General features: G+C 68.6%; 20 protein-coding genes. 8 read left to right on the top strand and 12 right to left on the bottom strand.

From position 1 onward, the window contains the following. Positions 1–114: 114 nt before the first annotated feature. A complete protein-coding gene (locus ACVXZ4_RS00540; RefSeq protein ID WP_461796309.1) occupies positions 115–1,095 on the top strand; it encodes a trypsin-like serine peptidase in 981 nt (326 codons plus the stop codon). A gap of 41 nt (positions 1,096–1,136) precedes the next feature. Here the strand turns inward: ACVXZ4_RS00540 and ACVXZ4_RS00535 are convergent, their stop codons facing one another. Genes ACVXZ4_RS00535 through ddaH form a run of 4 tightly spaced genes read right to left on the bottom strand, consistent with a single transcriptional unit; the run spans position 1,137 to position 3,932 of the window. Continuing rightward, a complete protein-coding gene (locus tag ACVXZ4_RS00535; protein ID WP_461796308.1) occupies positions 1,137–1,550 on the bottom strand; it encodes a type II toxin-antitoxin system VapC family toxin in 414 nt (137 codons plus the stop codon). Then, the gene (locus ACVXZ4_RS00530) at positions 1,550–1,834 is read right to left on the bottom strand and encodes a ribbon-helix-helix protein, CopG family (protein WP_461796307.1); all 285 of its coding nucleotides are present in this window, start codon (positions 1,832–1,834) and stop codon (positions 1,550–1,552) included. The genes ACVXZ4_RS00535 and ACVXZ4_RS00530 overlap by 1 nt, the downstream gene beginning before the upstream one ends. Before the next feature lie 41 nt (positions 1,835–1,875). Continuing rightward, complete coding sequence (gene rocD, locus ACVXZ4_RS00525) at positions 1,876–3,090, bottom strand: ornithine--oxo-acid transaminase (protein WP_461796306.1); 1,215 nt, start codon at positions 3,088–3,090, stop codon at positions 1,876–1,878. Then, entirely contained in the window at positions 3,087–3,932 is an 846-nt protein-coding gene (gene ddaH, locus ACVXZ4_RS00520; RefSeq protein WP_461798029.1) for a dimethylargininase, read from the bottom strand. The genes rocD and ddaH overlap by 4 nt, the downstream gene beginning before the upstream one ends. A gap of 146 nt (positions 3,933–4,078) precedes the next feature. Between ddaH and ACVXZ4_RS00515 the strand changes: the two genes are divergently transcribed. Beyond that, positions 4,079–4,519, top strand: a complete 441-nt coding sequence (locus tag ACVXZ4_RS00515; protein WP_185202137.1) for an Lrp/AsnC family transcriptional regulator — start codon at positions 4,079–4,081, stop codon at positions 4,517–4,519. Positions 4,520–4,901: 382 nt separating this feature from the next. Here the strand turns inward: ACVXZ4_RS00515 and ACVXZ4_RS00510 are convergent, their stop codons facing one another. Both ACVXZ4_RS00510 and ACVXZ4_RS00505 read right to left on the bottom strand, forming a co-directional pair. Next, complete coding sequence (locus tag ACVXZ4_RS00510; RefSeq protein WP_461796305.1) at positions 4,902–6,722, bottom strand: glycoside hydrolase family 15 protein; 1,821 nt, start codon at positions 6,720–6,722, stop codon at positions 4,902–4,904. Further along, positions 6,719–7,582, bottom strand: a complete 864-nt coding sequence (locus ACVXZ4_RS00505; protein WP_461796304.1) for an SMP-30/gluconolactonase/LRE family protein — start codon at positions 7,580–7,582, stop codon at positions 6,719–6,721. Before ACVXZ4_RS00505 ends, ACVXZ4_RS00510 begins: the two co-directional genes overlap by 4 nt. A 47-nt stretch (positions 7,583–7,629) precedes the next feature. Here ACVXZ4_RS00505 and ACVXZ4_RS00500 point away from each other — a divergent pair, with 47 nt between their 5' ends. Continuing rightward, entirely contained in the window at positions 7,630–8,430 is an 801-nt protein-coding gene (locus ACVXZ4_RS00500) for an SDR family NAD(P)-dependent oxidoreductase (RefSeq protein WP_461796303.1), read from the top strand. On the opposite strand, the gene ACVXZ4_RS00495 is transcribed toward ACVXZ4_RS00500, so the two are convergent. The 3 genes from ACVXZ4_RS00495 to ACVXZ4_RS00485 all read right to left on the bottom strand — a co-directional run bounded on the left by ACVXZ4_RS00495 (position 8,431) and on the right by ACVXZ4_RS00485 (position 11,681). Beyond that, positions 8,431–8,829 carry a GntR family transcriptional regulator gene (locus ACVXZ4_RS00495; protein ID WP_461796302.1) on the bottom strand — a complete coding sequence of 133 codons (399 nt, stop codon included), beginning with the start codon at positions 8,827–8,829 and terminating at the stop codon, positions 8,431–8,433. 61 nt (positions 8,830–8,890) lie between these two features. Then, positions 8,891–9,484, bottom strand: a complete 594-nt coding sequence (locus tag ACVXZ4_RS00490; protein ID WP_461796301.1) for a sigma-70 family RNA polymerase sigma factor — start codon at positions 9,482–9,484, stop codon at positions 8,891–8,893. Positions 9,485–9,641: 157 nt separating this feature from the next. Beyond that, positions 9,642–11,681, bottom strand: coding sequence for an LPXTG cell wall anchor domain-containing protein (locus ACVXZ4_RS00485; protein ID WP_461796300.1), 2,040 nt, complete (start codon positions 11,679–11,681; stop codon positions 9,642–9,644). Between the two features lie 236 nt (positions 11,682–11,917). Between ACVXZ4_RS00485 and ACVXZ4_RS00480 the strand changes: the two genes are divergently transcribed. Next, positions 11,918–12,919, top strand: a complete 1,002-nt coding sequence (locus ACVXZ4_RS00480) for an isopenicillin N synthase family dioxygenase (protein WP_461796299.1) — start codon at positions 11,918–11,920, stop codon at positions 12,917–12,919. A gap of 127 nt (positions 12,920–13,046) precedes the next feature. On the opposite strand, the gene ACVXZ4_RS00475 is transcribed toward ACVXZ4_RS00480, so the two are convergent. Further along, entirely contained in the window at positions 13,047–16,526 is a 3,480-nt protein-coding gene (locus tag ACVXZ4_RS00475; RefSeq protein ID WP_461796298.1) for a bifunctional proline dehydrogenase/L-glutamate gamma-semialdehyde dehydrogenase, read from the bottom strand. Between the two features lie 52 nt (positions 16,527–16,578). On the opposite strand from ACVXZ4_RS00475, the gene ACVXZ4_RS00470 reads away from it, so the two are divergent. The 4 genes from ACVXZ4_RS00470 (at position 16,579) to ACVXZ4_RS00455 (ending at position 19,311) form a co-directional block, all read left to right on the top strand. Beyond that, the gene (locus tag ACVXZ4_RS00470; protein ID WP_461796297.1) at positions 16,579–16,953 is read left to right on the top strand and encodes a UBP-type zinc finger domain-containing protein; all 375 of its coding nucleotides are present in this window, start codon (positions 16,579–16,581) and stop codon (positions 16,951–16,953) included. A gap of 9 nt (positions 16,954–16,962) precedes the next feature. Further along, a complete protein-coding gene (locus tag ACVXZ4_RS00465; RefSeq protein ID WP_461796296.1) occupies positions 16,963–17,448 on the top strand; it encodes a MarR family winged helix-turn-helix transcriptional regulator in 486 nt (161 codons plus the stop codon). Beyond that, positions 17,445–18,992, top strand: a complete 1,548-nt coding sequence (locus ACVXZ4_RS00460; RefSeq protein ID WP_461796295.1) for a phytoene desaturase family protein — start codon at positions 17,445–17,447, stop codon at positions 18,990–18,992. Before ACVXZ4_RS00465 ends, ACVXZ4_RS00460 begins: the two co-directional genes overlap by 4 nt. A gap of 88 nt (positions 18,993–19,080) precedes the next feature. Then, positions 19,081–19,311, top strand: a complete 231-nt coding sequence (locus tag ACVXZ4_RS00455; RefSeq protein WP_461796294.1) for a hypothetical protein — start codon at positions 19,081–19,083, stop codon at positions 19,309–19,311. A 387-nt stretch (positions 19,312–19,698) separates the two neighbouring features. Here ACVXZ4_RS00455 and ACVXZ4_RS00450 read toward each other — a convergent pair whose 3' ends face one another. Next, the gene (locus ACVXZ4_RS00450) at positions 19,699–20,244 is read right to left on the bottom strand and encodes an acyl-CoA thioesterase (protein ID WP_461796293.1); all 546 of its coding nucleotides are present in this window, start codon (positions 20,242–20,244) and stop codon (positions 19,699–19,701) included. A gap of 22 nt (positions 20,245–20,266) precedes the next feature. Beyond that, positions 20,267–21,199 carry a DNA-3-methyladenine glycosylase family protein gene (locus tag ACVXZ4_RS00445; protein ID WP_461796292.1) on the bottom strand — a complete coding sequence of 311 codons (933 nt, stop codon included), beginning with the start codon at positions 21,197–21,199 and terminating at the stop codon, positions 20,267–20,269. Positions 21,200–21,207 lie beyond the last annotated feature (8 nt).

Below are 21,207 nucleotides of genomic sequence, written 5' to 3'. Positions count from 1 at the left end.
CACAGCATTGCTCTCGACATCCACAGAATCGAGTCTCGGGAGGACGGCGACGCGGACACTGGGAGTGGAACGACCTGTCTACGAAACCAATCTCTCTCAGAATGGAGCCGAATCATGACATCGAAGAACTTCCGCTACGGGGTGCTCGGAGCGCTCGCTCTCGGCGCAGGACTCATCGCCGGGGGCTCGACCGGCGCAGTGGCCGCCCCCTCGGACTCCTCCTCGGGTGTCGACACCTGGTTCGTGGCCCAACAGGTACACGCGCAGACTCAGCAGGTCGGAGACTACTGGACCGCCGAACGGATGCGTGACGCTACTCCGGGTGACGCCCTCGTCGCCGACCACGCCGCCGCCGCCGCCACGGGCGCGCAGTCGCGAGCCGCGACATCCGGCACCGCCCGCACCGTCCCGAGCCAGGCCGCGACCGTCTCTCCCCAGCCGAACGCGGCGTCAGAGGCGACCGTGAGCCACATCGGCAAGGTGTTCTTCACCCTCGGCGGCACCGACTACGTGTGCTCCGGCAATGCGATCGCCTCCTCTAACGAGAGCACGGTCGCGACCGCCGGGCACTGCGTGAACGAGGGGCCGGGCGCCTTTGCCTCCCGGTGGATCTTCGTGCCCGCCTACGAGAGCGGCACCGCTCCCTATGGCCAGTGGACGGCGAGTGAACTCACCGCTCCGAGCCAGTGGACTTCGGGTGGGGACATCACCTACGACACCGGATTTGCCACGGTCGGGACCCTCAACGGGTCGACCCTCAGCGACACCGTCGGAGCGTCCGCCGTCTCGTTCAACCAGGCGCGTGGGCTCACCTATAACGCCTTCGGCTATCCGGCCGCGTCGCCCTTCAACGGCGAGACGCTCAAGTCGTGCAGCGGCAACTCCTCTGACGACCCCAACGGCCAGACGGAATCGCAGGGCATCGCGTGCGACATGACCGGCGGATCATCCGGCGGACCGTGGTTCATCGGCAGCGGATCGGGGGGATCGCAGAACTCGATCAACAGCTTCGGCTACAACAACGTGCAGAACACGATGTTCGGCCCGTACTGGGGCTCGGTCATCCAGAGCGCCTACGCCGCGGCGTCGTCCTAGCGGGTATCCGGCGATCCCGCTTCCTGGGGGTCGCCGGATGCTCACCGCCCCGGCGAGGTCGTGGAGAAACCCAGCTCGTTGGCCGATCGGATCAGGCGTTCGTCAGAGGCGACCACGAGATCCGCGTCGATCAGGGTCGCTGTCGCGAGATGGATGGCGTCGACCGAACGGAGCGTCGGGCCGGCGATGCGACGGGCGATGTTGACAACGCCCTCGCTGAGAGTGCATTCGTCGATACCAGAGAGCGCAGTCTCGATCTGCTCGGTCACCACCGCGGGGGCTTCCGAGTCGAGTTGGGCGCGAATTGCTCGACTGACCTCGACCCACGCGAGAGACGAGGAGAACAGTCTCTCGCCCTGGGGATCGAGTTGCCGCAGCGCCACTTTCAGCGCTGCAGACTCCCGCTCCTGAAGCCCCCGCTTCACCAGGGCACTGCTGTCGAAATAGACCCGCATCACAGGCGGTCCTCCCGGTCGAGAAGGTCGAGAGAGGTGACCCCCTCGGGCAACTCGAGCAAACGACTGGCGTAGCGTATCGGTCCCCGTGCGGGCTTCACGCCGCCTGCGGCGACTAGACCGTCGAGGGCGCCAACGGATCGACCGCCCCCAGCGCCGGCTGCCAGTCCGAGGTACTGGTCGAGGGCGTCCCGAATGAGATCCTGCTGGGATCGATTCGATCGAGCCGCTTCGGCGCGAAGGGCAGTTTCGGCGTCCGGTCGGAGCCGCAGGTTGGTTGCCATGATTAGAACGGCACCACCCCCGGTACCGCCAAGGTACCGAACTAGCCGCGCAGCTCCAGCAGCACGGCCTCGAGCTGGTCGACGACGAAGTCGACCTCTTCCGCCGTGATCACGATCGGCGGCGCGAGGCGGATGGTCGAGCCGTGGGTGTCCTTCGCGAGCACGCCGCGGGACATGAGCAGTTCGCAGACCTGGCGCCCGGTTGCGAGACCCGGATCGATGTCGATCCCGGCCCAGAGCCCGGCGGAGCGCACCGCGACCACCCCGAATCCGACGAGGCGTTCGAGGCCGGCGGTGAGGCGCGCGCCCATCACGCGGGCGCGCTCCTGGTACTCGCCGGTCTCGAGGAGGGCGACTACCGCCGAGCCGACCGCTGCGGCGAGCGGGTTGCCGCCGAAGGTCGAGCCGTGCTGGCCTGCTCCGAGCACACCGAGGATGTCTGCGTTGCCGACCACGGCGGACACCGGCACGATGCCGCCACCGAGTGCCTTGCCGAGCAGGTAGAGGTCGGGCACGACGCCCACGTTGTCGCACTGGAAGGTGGCACCGGTGCGCCCGAGTCCCGATTGGATCTCGTCCGCGATGAAGAGCACATTGTGACGGGTGGTGATGTCGCGTACAGCAGGGAGGTAGTCGGCCGGGGGGATGAGGATGCCCGCCTCGCCCTGAATCGGCTCGAGCAGCACCGCAACGGTGTTGCCGTCGATCGCCGCTTCGAGAGCCGCGGAATCGCCATAGGGCACCGAACGGAAGCCGGGGGTGAACGGGCCGAAGTCCGTGGTGGCCGTGGCGTCATCCGAGAAGCTGATGATCGTGATGGTGCGCCCGTGGAAGTTGCCGTCGGCGACGATGATGTTGGCGCGGTCGGGTGCGACTCCCTTCACCCGGTAGCCCCAGGCACGGGCGGCCTTGAGGCCGGACTCCACCGCTTCTGCTCCCGTGTTCATCGGGATCACGAGGTCTTTCTTCGCGAGCGCGGCGAGCGCGCCGACGAAGGGGCCGAGTCGGTCGTTGTGGAAGGCACGGCTCGTGAGGGTGACCCGGTCGAGCTGCGCCCGGGCGGCCGCGATGAGCGCCGGATGTCCGTGGCCGAAGTTCACTGCGGAGTAGGCCGCGAGGCAATCGAGGTAGCGTCGGCCCTCGACATCCGTCACCCAGGCGCCGTCGGCGGTCGCGACGACCACCGACAGCGGGTGGTAGGTGTGCGCAATGTGCGCATCCTCGGCCGCGATGTACTGCGCCGGTGTCGAGCTCATCGACGAAGTTCGAGGGTGCAGCACTTGACGCCGCCGCCGCCGAGCAGCAGCTCGGAGAGGTCGACGCCGATGGGGTTGTACCCGCGTTCGCGCAGCTGGCGCTCGAAGTCGGTTGCCCGGGAGGCGATGACCATGTTGTAGCCGTCGCCGAAGGAGTTGAGGCCGAGCACGGCGGCATCCTCCTCGTTCACCAGGATCGCGTCGGGGAAACGCTCGCGCAGCACGGCGAGGCCAGCCTCGTTGAATGCGCTCGGCAGGTAGGCGATGTTCGGGTTCTTGAATCCCGGCTGGGGGTCCAGCACGGCGATCGCAGTATCGAGGTGGTAGAAGCTCGGGTTCACGAGTTCGAGGGTGACGACCTCGCGACCGTAGAGTTCCGCGAGCTCCTGGTGGCTGTTGGACGCGCTGCGGAACCCGGTGCCGGCGAGGATCACATCTCCCACGAGCAGGAAGTCGCCCTCGCCCTCGTTGATGTTCTCTGGCACCTTCACCTCGAATCCGTTCTCACGGAACCAGTCCATGTAGGCCGGGCCCTCGGGCTGGCGTTCCGGATAGGTGAAGCTCGCACCGTAGGCGATGTTGTCGAGCACGAACCCACCGTTCGCCGCGTAGACCATGTCGGGCAGGCCGTCGATGGGATCGATGAGGTGCACGTCGAAGCCGAGGTCGATGTAGGTCTGGTAGAGCGTCTCCCACTGGCGAACGGCGAGGCTCGTGTCGGTGGGGAGCTGGGGATCCATCCAGGGGTTGATGCGGTACACCACCGTGAAGAACTCTGGGCGGCACATGAGGATGGTGCGCTTGGACGGGGTGCGGACGGTGGCAACATTCGTTGCAGGCATGGTGGCCGACACGAGGGCTCCTTTGGAGATCGGGGTGTGGGGTCGTTCCAGTCTCACACGCACACATCCGATCTTTGGCAGCGTGGCGCGCACAAAATCGCCGACAATGGCGCAGTCGGCACAACAATGCACCATAGGGTATGACCATGGACAGTCTCGACTATGGCATCATCGACCTCCTCCGCCAGAATGCCCGTGCCGGATACGGTGATATCGGCGAAGTGATCGGGCTCTCTGCCTCCGCAGTGAAACGCCGCGTCGACCGGCTGGTCGCCGACAAGGTGATCCGCGGATTCACCATCCAGGTCGATCCCGCCGTCGACGGACTCGGTACCGAGGCCTACGTCGAGCTCTTCTGCCGCGGCACCGTCGCACCGGAGGAGTTGCGGCGCATCCTCTCCGGAGTGCCGGAGGTCGTGGATGCCGGCACTGTCACCGGCAGCGCGGATGCCATCGTGCACATGCGCTCCCGCGACATCCCGTCCCTCGAGCTCGCCCTGGAGCGCGTACGGGTAGCGCCGAACGTGGACCACACCCGCAGCGCCATAGTGCTGTCGAAGCTCATCCACCGCACGCGCGAGGGGTAGTCGTCTGCCGGTCGAGTAGGTCGCTCGGCGCACTGAGACCTCGTCGATCCTGGACGCCGCAGTGAGTGGCGAGAAGTACACCCTCGCGGGCGCACGGAAGGTGCACTTCTCGCCAGTCACTGCCCCTGGCGCGTGGGGTGGGGCCGCTCGCGCGGGCGCGTCGCGCGGGCGGGCGCGTCGCGGGAGCGGGCGCGTCGCGAGGGCGCGTCGCGAGGGCGCCTCGCGGGCAGACGTTCGCGGATCAGGAGTTTCTCGCGACACGCCGAGGCACTCCCGTGCGACACGCCGCATCCACGTTGAAACTCCTGATCCGTGAACATCATCCCGGTCTCGCCACGGTCGGCGAACGACCTGGCCGACCAGCAGAAGCCGCCTGAGCGACCTACTCCACCGGCTGGGCCGCGAGTTCGTCGATGGTGATCGCCGCATTGATGAGGGCAAGGTGGCTGAGGCCCTGCGGGAGGTTGCCGAGGAACTCGTGCGTCTCGGCATCCATCATCTCGGAGTAGAGGCCGACATCGTTGCCGAGCTCCACCAGCTCGTTCATGCGCGCCCGCGCCTCACTCCCGCGCCCGACGCAGGCGAGGGCACTCGCCACCCAGAATGCGCAGGCGACGAACGTGCCTTCTTCGCGCTGCATCCCCGAATACCGGTAGACGAGCGGACCCCGACCGAGCTCGCTTTCCACCGCGTCGATCGTGGCCGACATCCGCTCGCCCCGGTCGAATCCGCTCAGGGCGTGAAGAAGGATGGATGCGTCGAGCTTCTCGCTCCCCGGAAACATCACGTAGCTCCCGCGCGACTCCGACCACGCATTGAGCTCGACCCAGGCGCGGATGCGATCGCGTTCCGCCGCCCAGCGCTGGCTTCCGCCGGGCAACTGCCCGAGCTCGGAGAGGTGCACCGCGCAGTCGAGCGCCTGCCAGCATCCGAGTTTCGAGGAGGTGTAATGCTGCTCCTCCTCGAGCTCCCACATGCCGGAGTCCGGACGCTGCCAGTTGTCGCAGGCGCGGTCGGCGATCGAGGCGAGAAGCCGCCCGGTCTCCGCGTCGAGCAGGTTTCCATCTTCCACGTAGGCGCGCACGACATCGAAGAGGTCGCCGTAGACGCCGAGCTGCCGTTGGCCCTGGGCTCCATTGCCGACGACGACCGGAGGGATGCCGCGCCACCCCGCGACATCCGGCTGCGAACTGCCCTCGGGCACCGAGCCGTCGAGCGCATAGAAGATATGCAGTTCGGGGCCCTGCGCCCGGATGGTGGTGAGAAGCCAGGAGACCGCCGCATGGGTCTCCTCGCGCAGCCCGAAGCGGATGAGTGCGCGCACCGTGTAGGCGACATCCCGCACCCAGGCGAAGCGATAGTCCCAGTTCTTGCCGCCGTCGCGGCTCTCCGGAATCGAGGTGGTGGCCGCGGCGGCGATGGATCCGGTGGGACTGTGGATGAGCAGCTTGAGGGCGAGGGCGCTGCGAAGCACCGCGTCGCTCCATTGCCCCTGCCAGGAGAACTCGGTCGACCAGGCCTTCCAGTTGGCGACCGTGCGATCCACTCCCTTGTCCACGATCTCCGGCGTGACCATGCGGAGCGGCTCGCGTTCGGTCGCTGTCACGACCACGAGGTGGCGCGAGCCTTCGCGCGCGGTGAAGGCGCCGGCGATCCGCTGCCCCTCGGCGGCGGACGGCCCGTGGTCGATGCCGCGCACCCCGAGCATCACGCCGTCGACCCTGATGACCGCGCCCTGCACCGTGTGCTCGACCCACGGCGAGGCCGTGCCGAGCATCGTGCCGGGCGCCACCGACCAGCGAAGCGCGACCTCGCCCTTCAGCCCGTCCACCCTCCGCGCGAGCTCGGCCCAGGGCAGACGGCCGGCGACACCGGTCACGAGGGCATCGGTGATGCGCACGCGCCCAGTGGCCGTGGTGAAGGTGGTCTGGAGCACGTTGGTCCCGGCGATGTAGCGCCGCGTGACGGTGTAGTCGTCGACCGGACGCAACTCGATGCGGCCGCCGTGCGGAGCATCCACGATCGCCGCGAACGCGGGCGGGGTGGTCAGGTTCGGCGCCGGGAACCAGTCGACGGAGCCGTCGAGGGCGATGAGCGCGACGGTGCGCCCGTCGCCGATCGCCGCGTAGGCGCGCAGGTCGGCGTAACCGTCGATCCGGTTGGCGGGTCCGTTGCCGTCCCGCTCGAGCGAGAACCCGGTCATGCGGCGAAGCGGCGCGCCGGGCGTCCGTGGGTCTCGGTGTCGATCGCGAAGATCGCGCCGGAAAGCGGATGCGCCTCCAGCTGCCGCTCCGTGAGATTCTCGCGCGCGGAGCCGACGAAGAGCGTCGACATCCCGGGTCCGCCGAATGCGACGGACGTGATGTTCGGGGCCGGAAGCTCGACCACGAGGTCTTCGACCCCCTCCGGCGTGTAGCGCACCACCCGACCGCCCCCGTAGATCGCGCCCCAGAGGAATCCTTCGGCGTCGATGGTCAGCCCATCATGAGCTTGCCCGGCATGGAAGACCTTGACATCGCCGAGCTCTCCGGTCTCGCTGTAGGGCGCGCAGTAGATGGTGCCCACCGCGGTGTCGGTGAAGTACATCTGCGAGTCGTCGAGGCTCCATTCGAAGCCGTTGGCCACCCCGAAACCGCCGCGGAGCACCCGTACGCGACCGTCTCGCTCGACCGAGTACAGGGCGCCATCCGGCTGCCCGGTGGTGAGGTTCATCGACCCGGTGATCCACCGCCCGTAGGGGTCGCACTTGCCCTCGTTGAGCCGCAACCCCTCGTGGGCGTGCTCGATGTGAGCGAGATCGCGGATGCGGCCGGAGGCATCCGCCATCACGATCCGGTCGCCGAGGGAGGCGATGTAGCCGCCCGTGGTCGTCGGGGCGAACGATGCGAGCGGCGGGGGCAGCTCGATCACCGTGTCGTCGTGGCCATCGACCGGGCACCGATAGAGCAAGCCGGCGGTGATGTCACACCAGAGTACGAAGCCGGTGGGATCCCACACGATGCTCTCAGCGAGGATGGCGCTAGCATCCCGAAAAATCCGGGGCAACCCCCTGACGACGCTCATGACTCCAGCCTACGTTTCGATCGTGAACGTCTAACAAGGGAGCACTCATGGACCTCGGAATCACCGGTCGCACCGCCCTCATCAGCGGCGCCGACTCGGGCATCGGTTGGGAGACGGCCCGCATCCTGCTGGGCGAGGGAGTGCGGGTCGTGCTCACCGACAAAGACCAGAAGAGCCTGGATGCCGCGGCGGCGAGCCTCGGGGCCCTCGACGGCCGGTTGTTCGCCTTCGCCGCCGATATCACCAACGTCGATTCGATCGCACAGATGCGCGATAAAGTGCTCGACGCGGTCGGGGACATAGACATCCTCGTGCAGTCCTCCGGCATCACGGGCGCGCAGGGATACTTCCACGAGATCGACGATGCCGGGTGGACGAACACGATCGAGGTCGACCTGATGGGCCCGGTTCGGCTCGTGAGCGCCTTCCTTCCCAGTCTGCGGAAGGGAGGCTGGGGGCGCATCGTGCTGTTGGCCTCCGAGGACGGGGTGCAGCCCTACGACGATGAGATCCCGTACTGCTCGGCCAAGGCCGGGGTGCTCGCCCTGATGAAGGGCCTGTCGCGCACCTATGCAAGAGAGGGCCTGCTCGTGAACTGCGTCTCCCCCGCCTTCATCCACACGCCCATGACCGACGCGATGATGGAGAAGCGCGCGAAGAAGATCGGATCGAGCGTCGACGAGGCGATCGTGAGCTTCCTCGACGAGGAGCGGCCGTACATGGCCCTCAAGCGTCGGGGCGAGCCGCAGGAGGTCGCCGCCGTTGTCGCGTTCCTCTGCTCGGAGCAGGCGAGTTTCGTGAACGGCGCGAACTACCGCGTCGACTCCGGGGCGGTCGCGTCGATCTGATCAGCGCAGGGCGGCCCGCACGAGTTCGACCGCTTCGGCGGGATCGAGGCGCAACTGGCGGATGCGCGCGGCGAAGGCCGCGGCGGCCTCCTGAGCCTGGCGTGTGGTTGCGTCTCCCGAGGCCGCGATGAAGGTGCCGGCACGGCCACGGGTCTCGATCACTGCATCGCGTTCGAGCTCGCGGTAGCTACGCGCGACCGTATTCGGGGCGATGCCGAGGGCATCCGCGAGACCGCGAACGGTCGGCAGCTTAGCGCCCGGGGCTACGGTTCCGGCGGCCACGGCATCGATCACCTGCACGCGTAACTGCTCGTAGGGAGGAACGGAAGAACCCGGGTCGACCGTCACGGTGAATTCGCCGATCGTGGTGGCCCGGGGGGCGAGGGGGGAGCTGTTCACGGAACCTCCGGTGTAGCGCTGCTCTTCCATCGAGCGTAGTCACCGAGGGCCACACCGTCGCTCAGCTGTTCTCGTCGAGCATCCGTCTCAACTGCCGCAGCCCGTCGTGGATGCGCGACTTGACGGTGCCGAGCGGCACCTGCAGGCGCTCGGCGACCTCGACGTGGGTGAGATTGCCGACGAATGCGAGGACGAGGGCTTCGCGCTGCAACTCCGAGAGCTCGGCGAGTGCACGCACCACCCGCTCGCTCTCGAGGCGGAGCTCCACAGTCTCGACGACCGAGTCATAGCCCGGCTCGAAGTCGCGCAGGCCGAAGCGGGTGTCGCGGGCGCGGTCGGCTTCTGCGGTGCGCACCCGGTCCACCGCGCGAGCGTGGGCGCGGGTGAGGATCCACCCTGCCACCGATCCGCGTCCCGGTTCGAAGCGCGCAGCCTGCTGCCAGATCTCCAGGAAGACCTCCTGCAGCACCTCTTCCGACTGCGCTGTATCGCGAAGCACCGCACGGATGCGGCGGTAGACGCGAGGGGCGAATTCGTCGAACAGTTCGGCAAAGGCCGCCCGGTCGCCGGCGGCGATCCTCTCGACGAGTCGGTCTGCGAACCGGTCGGAGCGGGATGGGTCGGAGACCGCTTGGTCGGAGTTTTCGGCCGCCACGACACTCCGATCGGGTGCGAGCCGGAGCCGTGGGCAGTTCGAGGTGCGAGAAAGCAGGGTCCGGGTACTCGAAGAGACCGCGGATCCGCAGTGCTATGACGCGACGAATACTGTCGGTTCGCTGGGGATCCGCCGAGTGCCGACAGACGCCGCGCGGTCAGCGGCGAGCGCGACGTCGTCGCACGACGACCAGAGCGATGCCGGCGAGCATCAGCGCCAGCGCGGTGAAGAGGGTTCCTTGCGCATCGGCTCCCGTGTGGGCGAGTCCCGTTGCGGAGGTGGCCGTGCTGGCGAGGCCGGTAGCCGCGGAGGGCGAGGCTGCGGCGACCTCATCGGCCGAGACGGCGGAGACCGGGGCGAGGACTGCGACCCGCTGCACCATGAGGGACGCTGAGGCGGTGTCGTTGGCCGCGTCGGCATCCTGCACGGAGCTCGAGAAGATCGTGACCCGCTGCGAGAGGCGGCCGAGTGTCGTGACGGCCCCGCGGAAGCTGATCGACTCGGTCGCACCGGAAGCGAGGGCCGGAACAGTCCACCGGCTCGTCGCGGGGTCGAAGCTGCCGGCCGTCGGGGTGGCGTCGAGTCCGGCTGGGACGTCGATGGCCAGCACGATCGCCGTGGCATCCGAGGGACCGGTGTTGCCGACCTCGATCGCGAACCCGGTGATGTCACCCTCGCGCACGCTCGTCGCGGAGGCACGCGTCGTGACCCAGAGATCGCCCAGGCTCACGGTCGTTGCGCTCACGCCTGCCGAGTTGTCCGCGGTCGAAGATTCGTAGACCGCACCCGTGGCGGAGGCCGAGAGGGCAGCGACAGTGCCGGACGGCACTCCGCCCGCGATCGAGCCGGTGATCGTGATGGCAGCACTCGCCCCGGCCGCGAGGGAGCCGATCGCGCACTGCGCCGTACCGGAGGCGATGGCACACGGTGCCCCGGCGAGAAGGACGGATGCCCCGCTCAGGGCGGCCGGCACCGCGATCGAGACGACCACGGCCGAGTCCGCCTGCGGGCCGGAGTTGCCGACCGTGACGGTGTAGGTGGGACCGTTCGACCCGCCGGCGATCGGCGCAGCGGAGTCGACGGTCGCGGTCACGACGAGGTTCGCGGTGGGCGCCACCGGGGTGACGACAGTGGGCGCCGTCGAGGTCTGGACGGTGCCCGCGAGGGAATCCGTGTAGCTGAGCACACCGGTGTTGCTGAGGCTCGTGAATGCGCCCGACGAGAGAACGACGACGCGGAAGACGAGGGAGGTGGTCTGCCCGGGCGCGAGCGAGCCGCCCGTAACGGCGTCGGCACCCGTGCCGAGACGACCGACGATGGTTCGGGTCGCGGAATCGTATTCGGCCTGGTCGTCGCCAGCGACATCCGTCTTGCCGCCGGTGTTCGGGCCGGTGACACGGATGGATCCGGGCACGAGTTCCACGCCCGCCGGCAGCGTGTCTCGCAGCGCTGCGAGTGTCGCCGCCCCGCCGCCACTGTTGGTGGAGGTCACGGTGTATTCGATGGTGTCGCCGACGTGCACTCCGCCGCCCGGCACTGTCACGTTCGTGACGCCGCCAGTGCTCTCGATGCAGGGCCCGAGGCCGAAGGTGATGTCGTCGAGGAAGTTGCCGACGCTGGGGTTGCCGTTCGCGGTCGACACAGCGCGGAAGCCGAAGCGGGTCGAGGTCTGGCCGACGGGCACGACATAGACGCCGGTGTGGCGGCCCCAGCCGGAGGTGTCGTCGGTGAGCTCGCCCTGCGAGGCGAGGGTTCCCCCGGTGGCGCCGATCACGACATCCATCACATCCGCGCCGCTGCGACCGCGGTGAAGGAGCGACCACTGGAGGCTCTGGCCGGGAGTCGTCACGACGTCCTGGTAGAGCGTGCCCGGCTGGGTCGCGTTGATCTCGGCGAACTGGTTGCCGACGCTGGCCGGCACACCGTTGAAGCCGGTGGACCAGATCTCGATGCCGGAAGGATCGGTCGACTCCCACCCGGGCACGTTGGCCGAGGGCATGATCTGGTACGAGGTCGGGGCGATCGCCGGGTCTTCGAATCCTCCGTCGGAGAGCGCCGTCGAACTCCGGCAGCTCGTTGCGGCGGAGGCCGGCACCGACTCGGACACCATCACGCCGAAGATCAGCGCGGATGCCGCGAGTCCGGTCGCGACGACGATCGCGGCGGGCCGCAACAGGGTGAGCGGTGCAGTGGGCATGTCGCCTCTCGTGGTTAGTCGACCGGATGCGTAAATCGGGTACGCATCCGGTCGCGTTTCCGCGGCCGTGCTCGGGTACCCGGCCGCAGCAGGGTTGCACCGAGTGCATCCCCCGAATCGATTATGGGGGGACACTCCGTGTCCACACAATGGAGGACAGACCGCCAGTTCGGGGGGTCTTCTTCATGCTGGGTAACACGAGCGAACAGTCAGGATCTGCCCTCGAGAATGGAGGGATGCAACTCACACTTCCCGTACTCGACCTCTCCCGACTCGATCGCGGCGAAGAGGAAGCGGAGACGTTTCGCCGTGACCTTCGGGAGGCCACGCATGAGTTTGGATTCTTCTACCTCACCGGCCACGGCGTCTCCGAGCGGCTGCAGGACGCCATCATCCGTACCGCTCGCGCGTTCTTCGAGCTGCCGGATGCCGACAAGTTCGAGATCGAGAACCTCAAGAGCCCGCACTTCAGGGGGTACACGCGGGTAGGGGGCGAGATCACTCGTGGCGCCGTCGACTGGCGCGAGCAGATCGACATCGGAGTGGAACGCCCGACCGTGCCCCGCGCACCGGGCGTCGCCGACTACTGGCGGCTGGACGGCCCCAACCAGTGGCCGACCGCACTGCCGGAACTTCGGGAGGTGGTGACCGAGTGGAACGCCGCCCTGTCCGAGGTGGCGCTCACCCTGCTGCGGGCATGGGCTGTGTCGCTCGGCGCAGCAGAGGATGTCTTCGATTCGAGTTTCGCGACCAAGACGTCGACGCTCACGAAGATCGTGCGCTATCCCGGAAAGTCGGATCCGACTCCCCGGCAGGGGGTCGGCGCGCATAAGGACTCCGGCGTGCTCACCCTTCTGTTCGTCGAGCCGGGAAAGGGCGGTCTCCAGGTGCAGTACGGCGACGGCTGGATCGACGCCCCACCGTTGCCCGGAGCCTTCGTCGTCAACATCGGCGAGCTGCTCGAAGTGGCGACGGACGGGTATCTCACGGCGACCGTGCACCGGGTGATCTCGCCCCTCATCGGCACGGATCGCATCTCGGTCCCGTTCTTCTTCGCCCCGGCGCTGGATGCCACGATCCCGACCCTCACGCTGCCACCGCACCTCGCCGCCGAGTCGCGCGGCGTCGCTGTGGACCCGCAGAATCCGATCTATCGCACGTACGGCGAGAACGCCCTCAAGAGTCGCCTGCGCGCGCATCCGGATGTCGCGGCGCTGTACCACTCGGACCTGCTCTAGCCCTCTGGCACCCACACCGGAGCGCCCATCGCTCGCCTCCGCGCCCCGGAGTGACACGCGCGCTCGAACGTGCGGGCGCGCGTGTCACTCCGGGGCGCAGGGGCGGGCGGAGAGAGCGCGCGGCCGACTACAGGGCGACGAAGGTGGACGGGTCGGGGTTGCCGAAGCGGTGAGCGGTGATGCTGATCGCCTGTTCGTGCAGGAAGGGCAGGAGTTCAATGCGGCCAGAGGTACTCACGGCACCCGCGTAGATCGCCACGTCCGGATCGCCCCCGAGCACCGTCGCGAGTGCGAGCCGGTCGCCGCCGAGCAGGCGGATCCGGCCCGGCCGGACCTCGCCGGACTGCAGGCGCGCGTGCCAGCGGGCATCCGACTCCACCACGACGGAATCGACGGTGAGCGGGGGAAGAGCCGAGCCGAAGAGCCGCACGAGCCCTGCCGACACCGGCATCGCAGAACTGATCGAGAGGGTGGCTCCCGCCCGCGTCGCCGCGGCGATCGTACGCACGAGCTGGGCGGGGGATGCCCCCTCGGCCAGTCGCACCGTCACCGCGACAGGACGGTAGCGGAGCACGTTGCGCTCGATTCCGAGGCCCGAGACATCTTTGACCGTGCCGTACTCCTCGACCCAAGCCTGCTGGTCGCTCACGGCTCCGGCACGCACCCGGTCGAACTCGAGGAACTCCATGCCCTGCTGAGCCGCTTCGATCACACGTGAGACCTTCTCGCTGAGACCCTGGAGCACCACGGTTCGACCGGGCTCCGCAAAGACCGGGCGCCAGTCCCCGAGGGTGAGCAGGTAGTTCGGTCCGCCGGCCTTTGCGCTCGAGCCGACCGTGGACCGCTTCCAGCCACCGAAGGGCTGGCGCCGCACGACGGCCCCTGTGATCCCGCGATTCACATAGAGGTTGCCCGCCTGCACGCCGTCGACCCACTGCGCGATCTCAGCGGCATCCAGGGAATGGATTCCGGCGGTGAGACCGTAGGCTGGCGCGTTCTGCAGCGCAATCGCCTCCGTGAGGGTGTCGGCCCGCATGATCCCGAGCACCGGGCCAAAGTACTCGGTGAGGTGGAATTCCGATCCGGCAGCCACTCCATCCCGGACACCGGGTGACCACAGCCGGTCGCTGTCGTCGAGGGATCGCGGGGTGACGAGCCAGGACTCACCCTCGGCGAGAGTGGTGAGCGCCGATCGGAGCTTGCCCTGCGCCGGCTCGACGAGCGGGCCCATGACCGTGGTCGCCACCTGGGGGTAGCCCACCCGGAGGGTGCTCACCGAATCGACGAGCTGGCGACGAAACCGCTCCGATTTCGCGACCGACCCGACCAGGATCACCAGGGATGCCGCCGAGCACTTCTGGCCGGCGTGGCCGAACGCGCTCTTCACGACATCCGCCACCGCGAGGTCCAGGTCGGCACTCGGGGTCACGATGATCGCGTTCTTGCCACTCGTCTCGGCCAGCAGCGGCAGATCGGGGCGCCACGAGCGGAACAGTTTCGCCGTCTCCCAGGCGCCGGTGAGGATCACCCGGTCGACGGACGGATGCGCCACGAGTTCCCGTCCGAGGTCGCCCTCGTCGAGGTCCACGAAAGCGAGGACGTCGCGGGGAACACCGCCGGCCCACAGCGCCTCCACCATCACGGCCGCGCTGCGGCGTGCCTGGGGAGCCGGCTTGATGATCACGCCGGCGCCGGAGGCCAGGGCGGCGAGCACCGATCCCGCAGGGATGGCGACCGGGAAGTTCCACGGCGGGGTCACGACGATGAGACGGGATGGCTCAAACTCGGCGTCGGCGATCCGGTCGAGCTCGCGGGCGCGTTCCGCGTAGTAGTGGGCGAAGTCGACAGCCTCACTCACCTCGACGTCACCCTCCGCGATCGTCTTGCCGGTCTCGCTCGCCATCACCTCGATCAGGTCGGCGCGGGCGGCGGCGAGCGCCTCGCCTGCGCTGTGCAGCACGGTCGCGCGGGTATCGGACCGGCGCTGGCCCCAGCTCTCCCCGGCGCGTGCCGTGGCCGTGATGATGGCCTCGAGTGCGGGCAGTCCGGTGATCCGCGCCGCGGCGACGCTGTCATCCCCCAGCGTCGACGTCGCGACCCGGGAGAGGATCCGGCGACCCCACTCGCGATTGGCGGCGATCGACGGATCGGTGTCGGGCTCGTTGGTGAAGTCGCGCGGTGCAGTGTCGAGGGGGGCGATCGGCACCGGCAGGCGGCGATCCTGAACGCGGTGGGAGGTGGGCTCGGTGTCGGTGAGATCGGCGAGCGACGACAGGAAGCGCGCGGCCTCACGGTCGAAGATCGCGGGATCGTCCGCGAGATCGAAGACACCCGACATGAAGTTCTCGCTCGACGCGTTCTCCTCGAGCCGACGGATGAGGTAGGAGATGGCGGCATCGAACTCGCCGGGGTGCACGACCGGGGTGTACAGCAGGAGGCCGCCGACATCGCGCCGCACGGCATCCGCCTGCCCGGTCGCCATGCCGAGCAGCATCTCGAACTCCACGCGGGTCTCGACCCGGCGCTGCTTCGCGAGATGCCACGCCCAAGCGATATCGAAGAGATTGTGGCCCGCGACCCCGATGCGCACCGCGTCGGTTCGGGCCGGCTCAAATGACCAATCCAGGATGCGTTTGTAGTTGGCGTCGGTGTCGTGCTTGCTGCCCCAGGTGGCGAGTGGCCAGCCGTGCACCGTGGCATCGACGCGCTCCATCGCGAGATTCGCACCCTTCACGACACGCACCTTGATGCCCGCTCCACCCTGGGTGTGACGCGCGGTCGCCCAGGCAGTGAGTCCCTGCATCGCCCTCACGGCATCCGGAAGGTAGGCCTGGAGCACGATCCCGGCCTCGAGGTTCTTCAGTTTCGGCTGCTCGAGGATGCGGCGGAACACCTCGATCGTCAGGTCGAGGTCGCGGAACTCCTCCATGTCGAGGTTGATGAACTTGGTGGTGCGGGATTCTGCGGCGAGCTCGTACAGGGGGGTGAGGCGCGCAACCACCCGAGTCACCGTCTCGTCGAAAGACCACATCGAGAGCTGGCTCGACACGGACGAGACCTTGATGGAGACGTAGTCCACGTCGTCCCGCTGCAGCAGTTCGCGGGTCCCGGCGAGCCGCCGATCGGCTTCATCATCGCCGAGCACCGCCTCACCGAGCAGGTTGAGATTGAGGCGGATGCCCGATCGACGCAGCGCGCGCAGGCTGTGGTCGAGCTGGCGGGGACTCGCATCCAGAATGAGGTGACTCACCATTCCCCGCAGCACCCGCCGGGCGATCGGCACGATCGGCCACGGGATGAGTGGCGCGAATCCCCCGCCGAGCTGGATCGCCACCCGCATGTACCAGGGCAGGAACGCGGGGATCGCCCGGGAGAGCTTCTCGAGGTTGCGACCGGCGACACGCAAGTCTTCCGGGCGCACCACGCGATCCACGAATCCGATGGTGAAGTCGAGTCCGCGCGGATCCTTGAGCACGCCGGCCAGTCGCTTTTCGGAGCGGTCGGGCGAGACATCCGCACTCTCGGTCAGCCAGCGGCGCACGGTCGCGACGGCCTCGGCGGCGAGCGGATCGGGGCTCGCGGGCACATCGGCAGCAGTCGAAAGCATGGATACGAGACTACTTGGGGCGGGATGAGGACTGCGGGTCCACAATTAATGCATGACCGAAACGAGCGCAGTCGACGTGTCCGTGCCGCCCTCTTCGACCGGATGTGTCGAGTGCGAGGCATCCGGAAGCTGGTGGTTCCACCTGCGACGGTGCGCGACCTGCGGTCACATCGGATGCTGCGACGACTCGCTCGGACGCCATGCCACCGCGCATTCCACTGCATCCGGCCACCAGGTCATCCGCTCCTTCGAGCCCGGCGAGAGCTGGTTCTACAGCTACGCGACCGGCGAGACCTTCGAGGGACCGGATCTCGCCCCGCCCGAGAGCCATCCGGCGGAGCAGTCGACCCCCGGGCCGGCCGATCGGGTGCCCGGCGACTGGCAGGACGAGCTGCTGCGAGGGCGCGAGCGGGGGCCGCTCTCGTAGACTCTGTCCATGACGGACCCGCCCGCCCTCAGCGACGATGAGCTGTCGGTCTGGCGATCGTTCTACGCGATGCGGCGCACGCTCGATGGTGCTCTCGACCTGCAGCTCCAGCGGGATTCGAAGCTCTCCGCCTCGGAGTACGAGGTGCTGCTGGCAATCAACGTCGCCCCTGAACGCCGGCTGCGGGTGAAGGAGATAGCCGCCACCATCGGCTGGGAGAAGAGCCGCGTCTCCCACCTGGTCACGCGGATGGAGAAGCGGGAACTCGTGGATCGCACTCGGTGTGCGTCGGATGCCCGAAGCACTTGGATCGGCCTGACCCCGCACGGTCGACGCGCCGTGCTCGGCGGTCTGCGCGGGCACTCCGCCGCCATCCGCCGGTATTTCCTCGACGCGCTCGAGGGCGATGAGGGCGAGCGGCTCTCGGCACTGTCCGCCCGGGTGGTCGCGGCCATCGGGTGTGGGGCCGACGAAGACCTGGCAGAGGCGCCGTGACCCGGCCCGATCCTGCGGTGGACATCGTGATCGTCGGCGGTGGCCACAACGGCCTCGTCGCGGCGGCCTACCTCGCCCTCTCCGGCAGGACTGTCACGGTGCTCGAACGACTCGACCACCTCGGCGGGGCAGCAGTGTCGGCACAGGCCTTCGAGGGGGTCGAGGCGCGGCTCTCGCGATACTCGTACCTCGTCAGCCTTCTGCCCGCCGCCATCATCCGTGACCTCGGTCTCGACATCCGCCTCGAGCGCCGTCGTTACAGCTCGTACACCCCGTTGCCGGGAACCGATCGCGGCCTCCTCGTCGACAACGGGGATGCCGATGCCACTCGCCGCTCGTTCGATGCGCTCGGCGCCGACTTCGATGCCTGGCAGTCGTTCTACGGTCGCACCGCCGCGCTCGCCCGCGCCGTCTTCCCCACGGTCACCGAACCGCTGCTGCGGCGATCGGAACTCCGGCGCCTGGTAGACGCCTCGGACTGGACCGACTTCATCGACCGCCCGATCGGGGAGGTGATCGAGCACACTTTCGACGACGATCTGGTGCGCGGAATCGTGCTGACGGATGCCCTGATCGGCACCTTCGCCCCGGCCGGCGACCCCACTCTCGCCGCAAATCGCTGCTTTCTCTACCACGTGATCGGCGGGGGAACCGGCGACTGGGATGTTCCGGTCGGCGGCATGGGAGCGGTCACGAGCGCGCTGGCCACCGCCGCCCGGGCCGCCGGCGCATCGCTCGTCACCGGGGCCGAGGTGCTCTCGATCACCCCCGATGGGGAGGTGCGCTATCGCCTCGGGGACGACGAACACCGCCTGGACGCCGCGACCGTGCTCTCCAATGTGGCGCCATCGCTGCTCGCCCGGCTGCTTGGGGAGGACGTCGAGCCCGCGGAGGGCGCCCAGGTGAAAGTGAACCTGCTGATGCGGCGACTTCCCCGACTTCGCGATGCGTCATTAGATCCGGCCGCGGCCTTCGGGGGCACCTTCCACATCAACGAGGGCTACGGGCAGCTCGAACGCGCGTACCGGGCGGCGAGCGCCGGCGACATCCCGAACCCGCTGCCGGCGGAGATCTACTGCCATTCGCTCACCGATCCGAGCATCCTCTCGCCGGAGCTCGCGGCCTCCGGCGCCCAGACCCTCACCGTCTTCGGCCTCCACACCCCGCACCGGCTGGTAACAGCGGCGACCAACGACTGGGTGCGGGCCGCCCTCGAACGTGCGGTGATCGACTCCCTCGACAGCGTTCTCGCCGAACCGATCGAATCCCTGCTGCTGACGGATGCCGCGGGCCGCCCCTGCATCGAGACCAAGACCACCCACGACCTCGAGTCGGCGCTCGGGCTGCCCGGAGGCAACATCTTCCACGCGCCGCTGTCCTGGCCCTTCGCCGAGGACTCGGCGAGTCTCGGCACGGCGGCGGAGCGCTGGGGAGTCGCCACGGCCCACGAGCGGATCCTGCTCTGCGGGGCCGGGGCGCAGCGCGGGGGCGGCGTGAGCGGGCTCGGCGGGCACAATGCCGCGATGGCCGTGCTCGAGGGGTAACCGAGCGCTCTTTGCCTCCCGCGTGCAGGGCGGTTAAACTCGTGCGAAGCAGCGTGCTCGGAATGCTGCGGGATCAGGGAGCTTCGCCATGGCAACGTTCGACCAGTTTGCGAACCAGGGCGGGGCCGCCGCGGGCGACGAGTCAGAGGCGGCCGCGGCCCAGGCCGAAGCCGACGAACTGCTTCGCCAGAGCGCCGGCGCGGCCCAGGCGGCCGACTTCGGTGGCGGTCCGCTCGGAGCCCTCGTCGAGCCCAACGTCGCCGTCGAATCGGACACCGCCGACACCCCCGACGTGCTCGAGGAGCCCGACGCGGTCTAGTGTGACTCGGCTGTCGCGACTGCATCGCTACGGCGCTTCGGCGCTTCGGCGCTGCGGCGCTACGGCCATCGGACCGACGACACCCGGCCGGCTCGCTCACGTTCTGCAGGACGGTTTCCTGCAGAACGGGCGGGGATGAAATCCACGTGCCTGGCGACGCGCTGCTTCGCGCCACCTCAGCTTCTCAAGCTGTTCTGCGCGCGCGTCGTTCTGCAGGACATCCTCCTGCAGAACGCGAACGTCCTCTGCGCTCACGCGGTGGCCAGAATCGGGGGCGTGGGCGGGTGGCGTCGAGAGCGGACATCCCGATGACTCGGCGGCGTGGTGCGCGCGAAAGACGGCGTGTCGACGGAGCATCCGCCCTCCGCCGCCCTCAGTCGAGCGCGGCTAGTCCCACTCGCTCGGCGCCGCAGCACGCGCGGGAGGCAGCGCGACATCCGTGGCCCAGCGCGCCACCCATTCGGGCAACGGATGACCGGTGATGTCGATGCCGGCCACCTCCGCGACCTCGGCCGTCGTGACGGTGCCGCCGGTCTTCTTCACGAACCGCCCCCGGGTGGTCGCCCGCGCATAGATCTCCCCGTCGACCACCGCGCGCTGCTCCACGTACACCGCTTTCGCGTCGTAACCTACAATGCGGGTTTCGAGTGTGAAGCGCTGCCAGGGCATCAATGAACGCCGGAAGCTGATGGTCTCATCCGCCATCACCGGGAAGAATCCCGCGCTGAGCAGGCGTGACCAGACGCCGGAACGCTGAAGCAGGTCCATGCGACCGAGATCCATGATCGACAGGTACACACCGTTGTTCATGTGCCCGAGCACGTCGAGATCGGTGGGGAGCACGCGAAACCTCAGGCGGCCCACATCATGGGCGTCGAGCCGTGGACCATTGCGGCGCAGCCAGACGAGGAAGGTACGGAAGATGAGGTGCACGCCACAACGTTACCGGCGAGGACTAATGACGACGATGATCCTGAATCGTCATCCGCGGCCCGAAGCGCGGTTTCGCGAACCCGCTCGACTCGATGAGCCGCATGACGCGCTGGCGCTGTCCGGTCCAAGGAGCGAGGAGTTCGAGCATCCCGTCATCGTCGACAGGGCTGCCGATGAGGGCCCAGCCGACGAGCGCGGGAAGGTGATAGTCGCCGACGCTCACCGAATCGGCGTCACCGTGCGCGCGCTGGGTGGTCTCCGCAGCGGTCCAGGCACCGACGCCTGGCACGCTGCGCAGCCGCTTCGCCACTTCGGCGCCACCCCGACCGATGGCGAGGGTGCGCTCGAGGCCCCCGGCGACGGATGCCGCGGCTATCGCCGTGCGTGAGCGCTGGGGACCAACGCCCGCCGCGTGCCACTCCCACGACGGGATCAGCCGCCACGCGTGCGCCGAAGGGAAGACACGCATCCCCGTCGGTGCCGGCCCCGGCGCGGGCTCCCCGTGGGCGCGAATGAGAGTCGCCCAGGCGCGGCGGGCCTCCGTGCCGGTGACCTTCTGCTCGAAGATCGCCGCGATCATCATTTCCAGCACGAGCCCGGTGCGGAGGAGCCTCAGGCCCGGATTGCGCCGGTGCGAGTCGCGCAGGAACGGGTTCTGGGACACGTCAAATTCGCCGGCATCGTCGCCGGCCCCCAGCAGCTCGGGCACCGAGGCGATCGCCCACTCCGCACCATCGCCCCAGGCCGTGGCGTCTACCGTGCCGCGAGAGCGCGTGAGATGCAGAGTCGCCGGGCCGAGTGGCGTCGGCAGCGTGCGCCACACGCCGGAGGCTTCCCACTTCAGGGTCGGGTCGGCAACACCCCGGCTGAGCGGGCGGAGAGTCTGGGCGAGGTCGAGCGGATGCGACGGGCTGTAGCTGCTGCGAAGCGGGACATCCGCCGCCACCTCGTCCATGTCCTCGA

The sequence above is a fragment of the Lacisediminihabitans sp. FW035 genome (genome assembly GCF_054880895.1).
The sequence above is the reverse complement of the archived record's forward strand: the minus strand, read 5'-3'. Positions and strand labels throughout refer to the sequence as shown.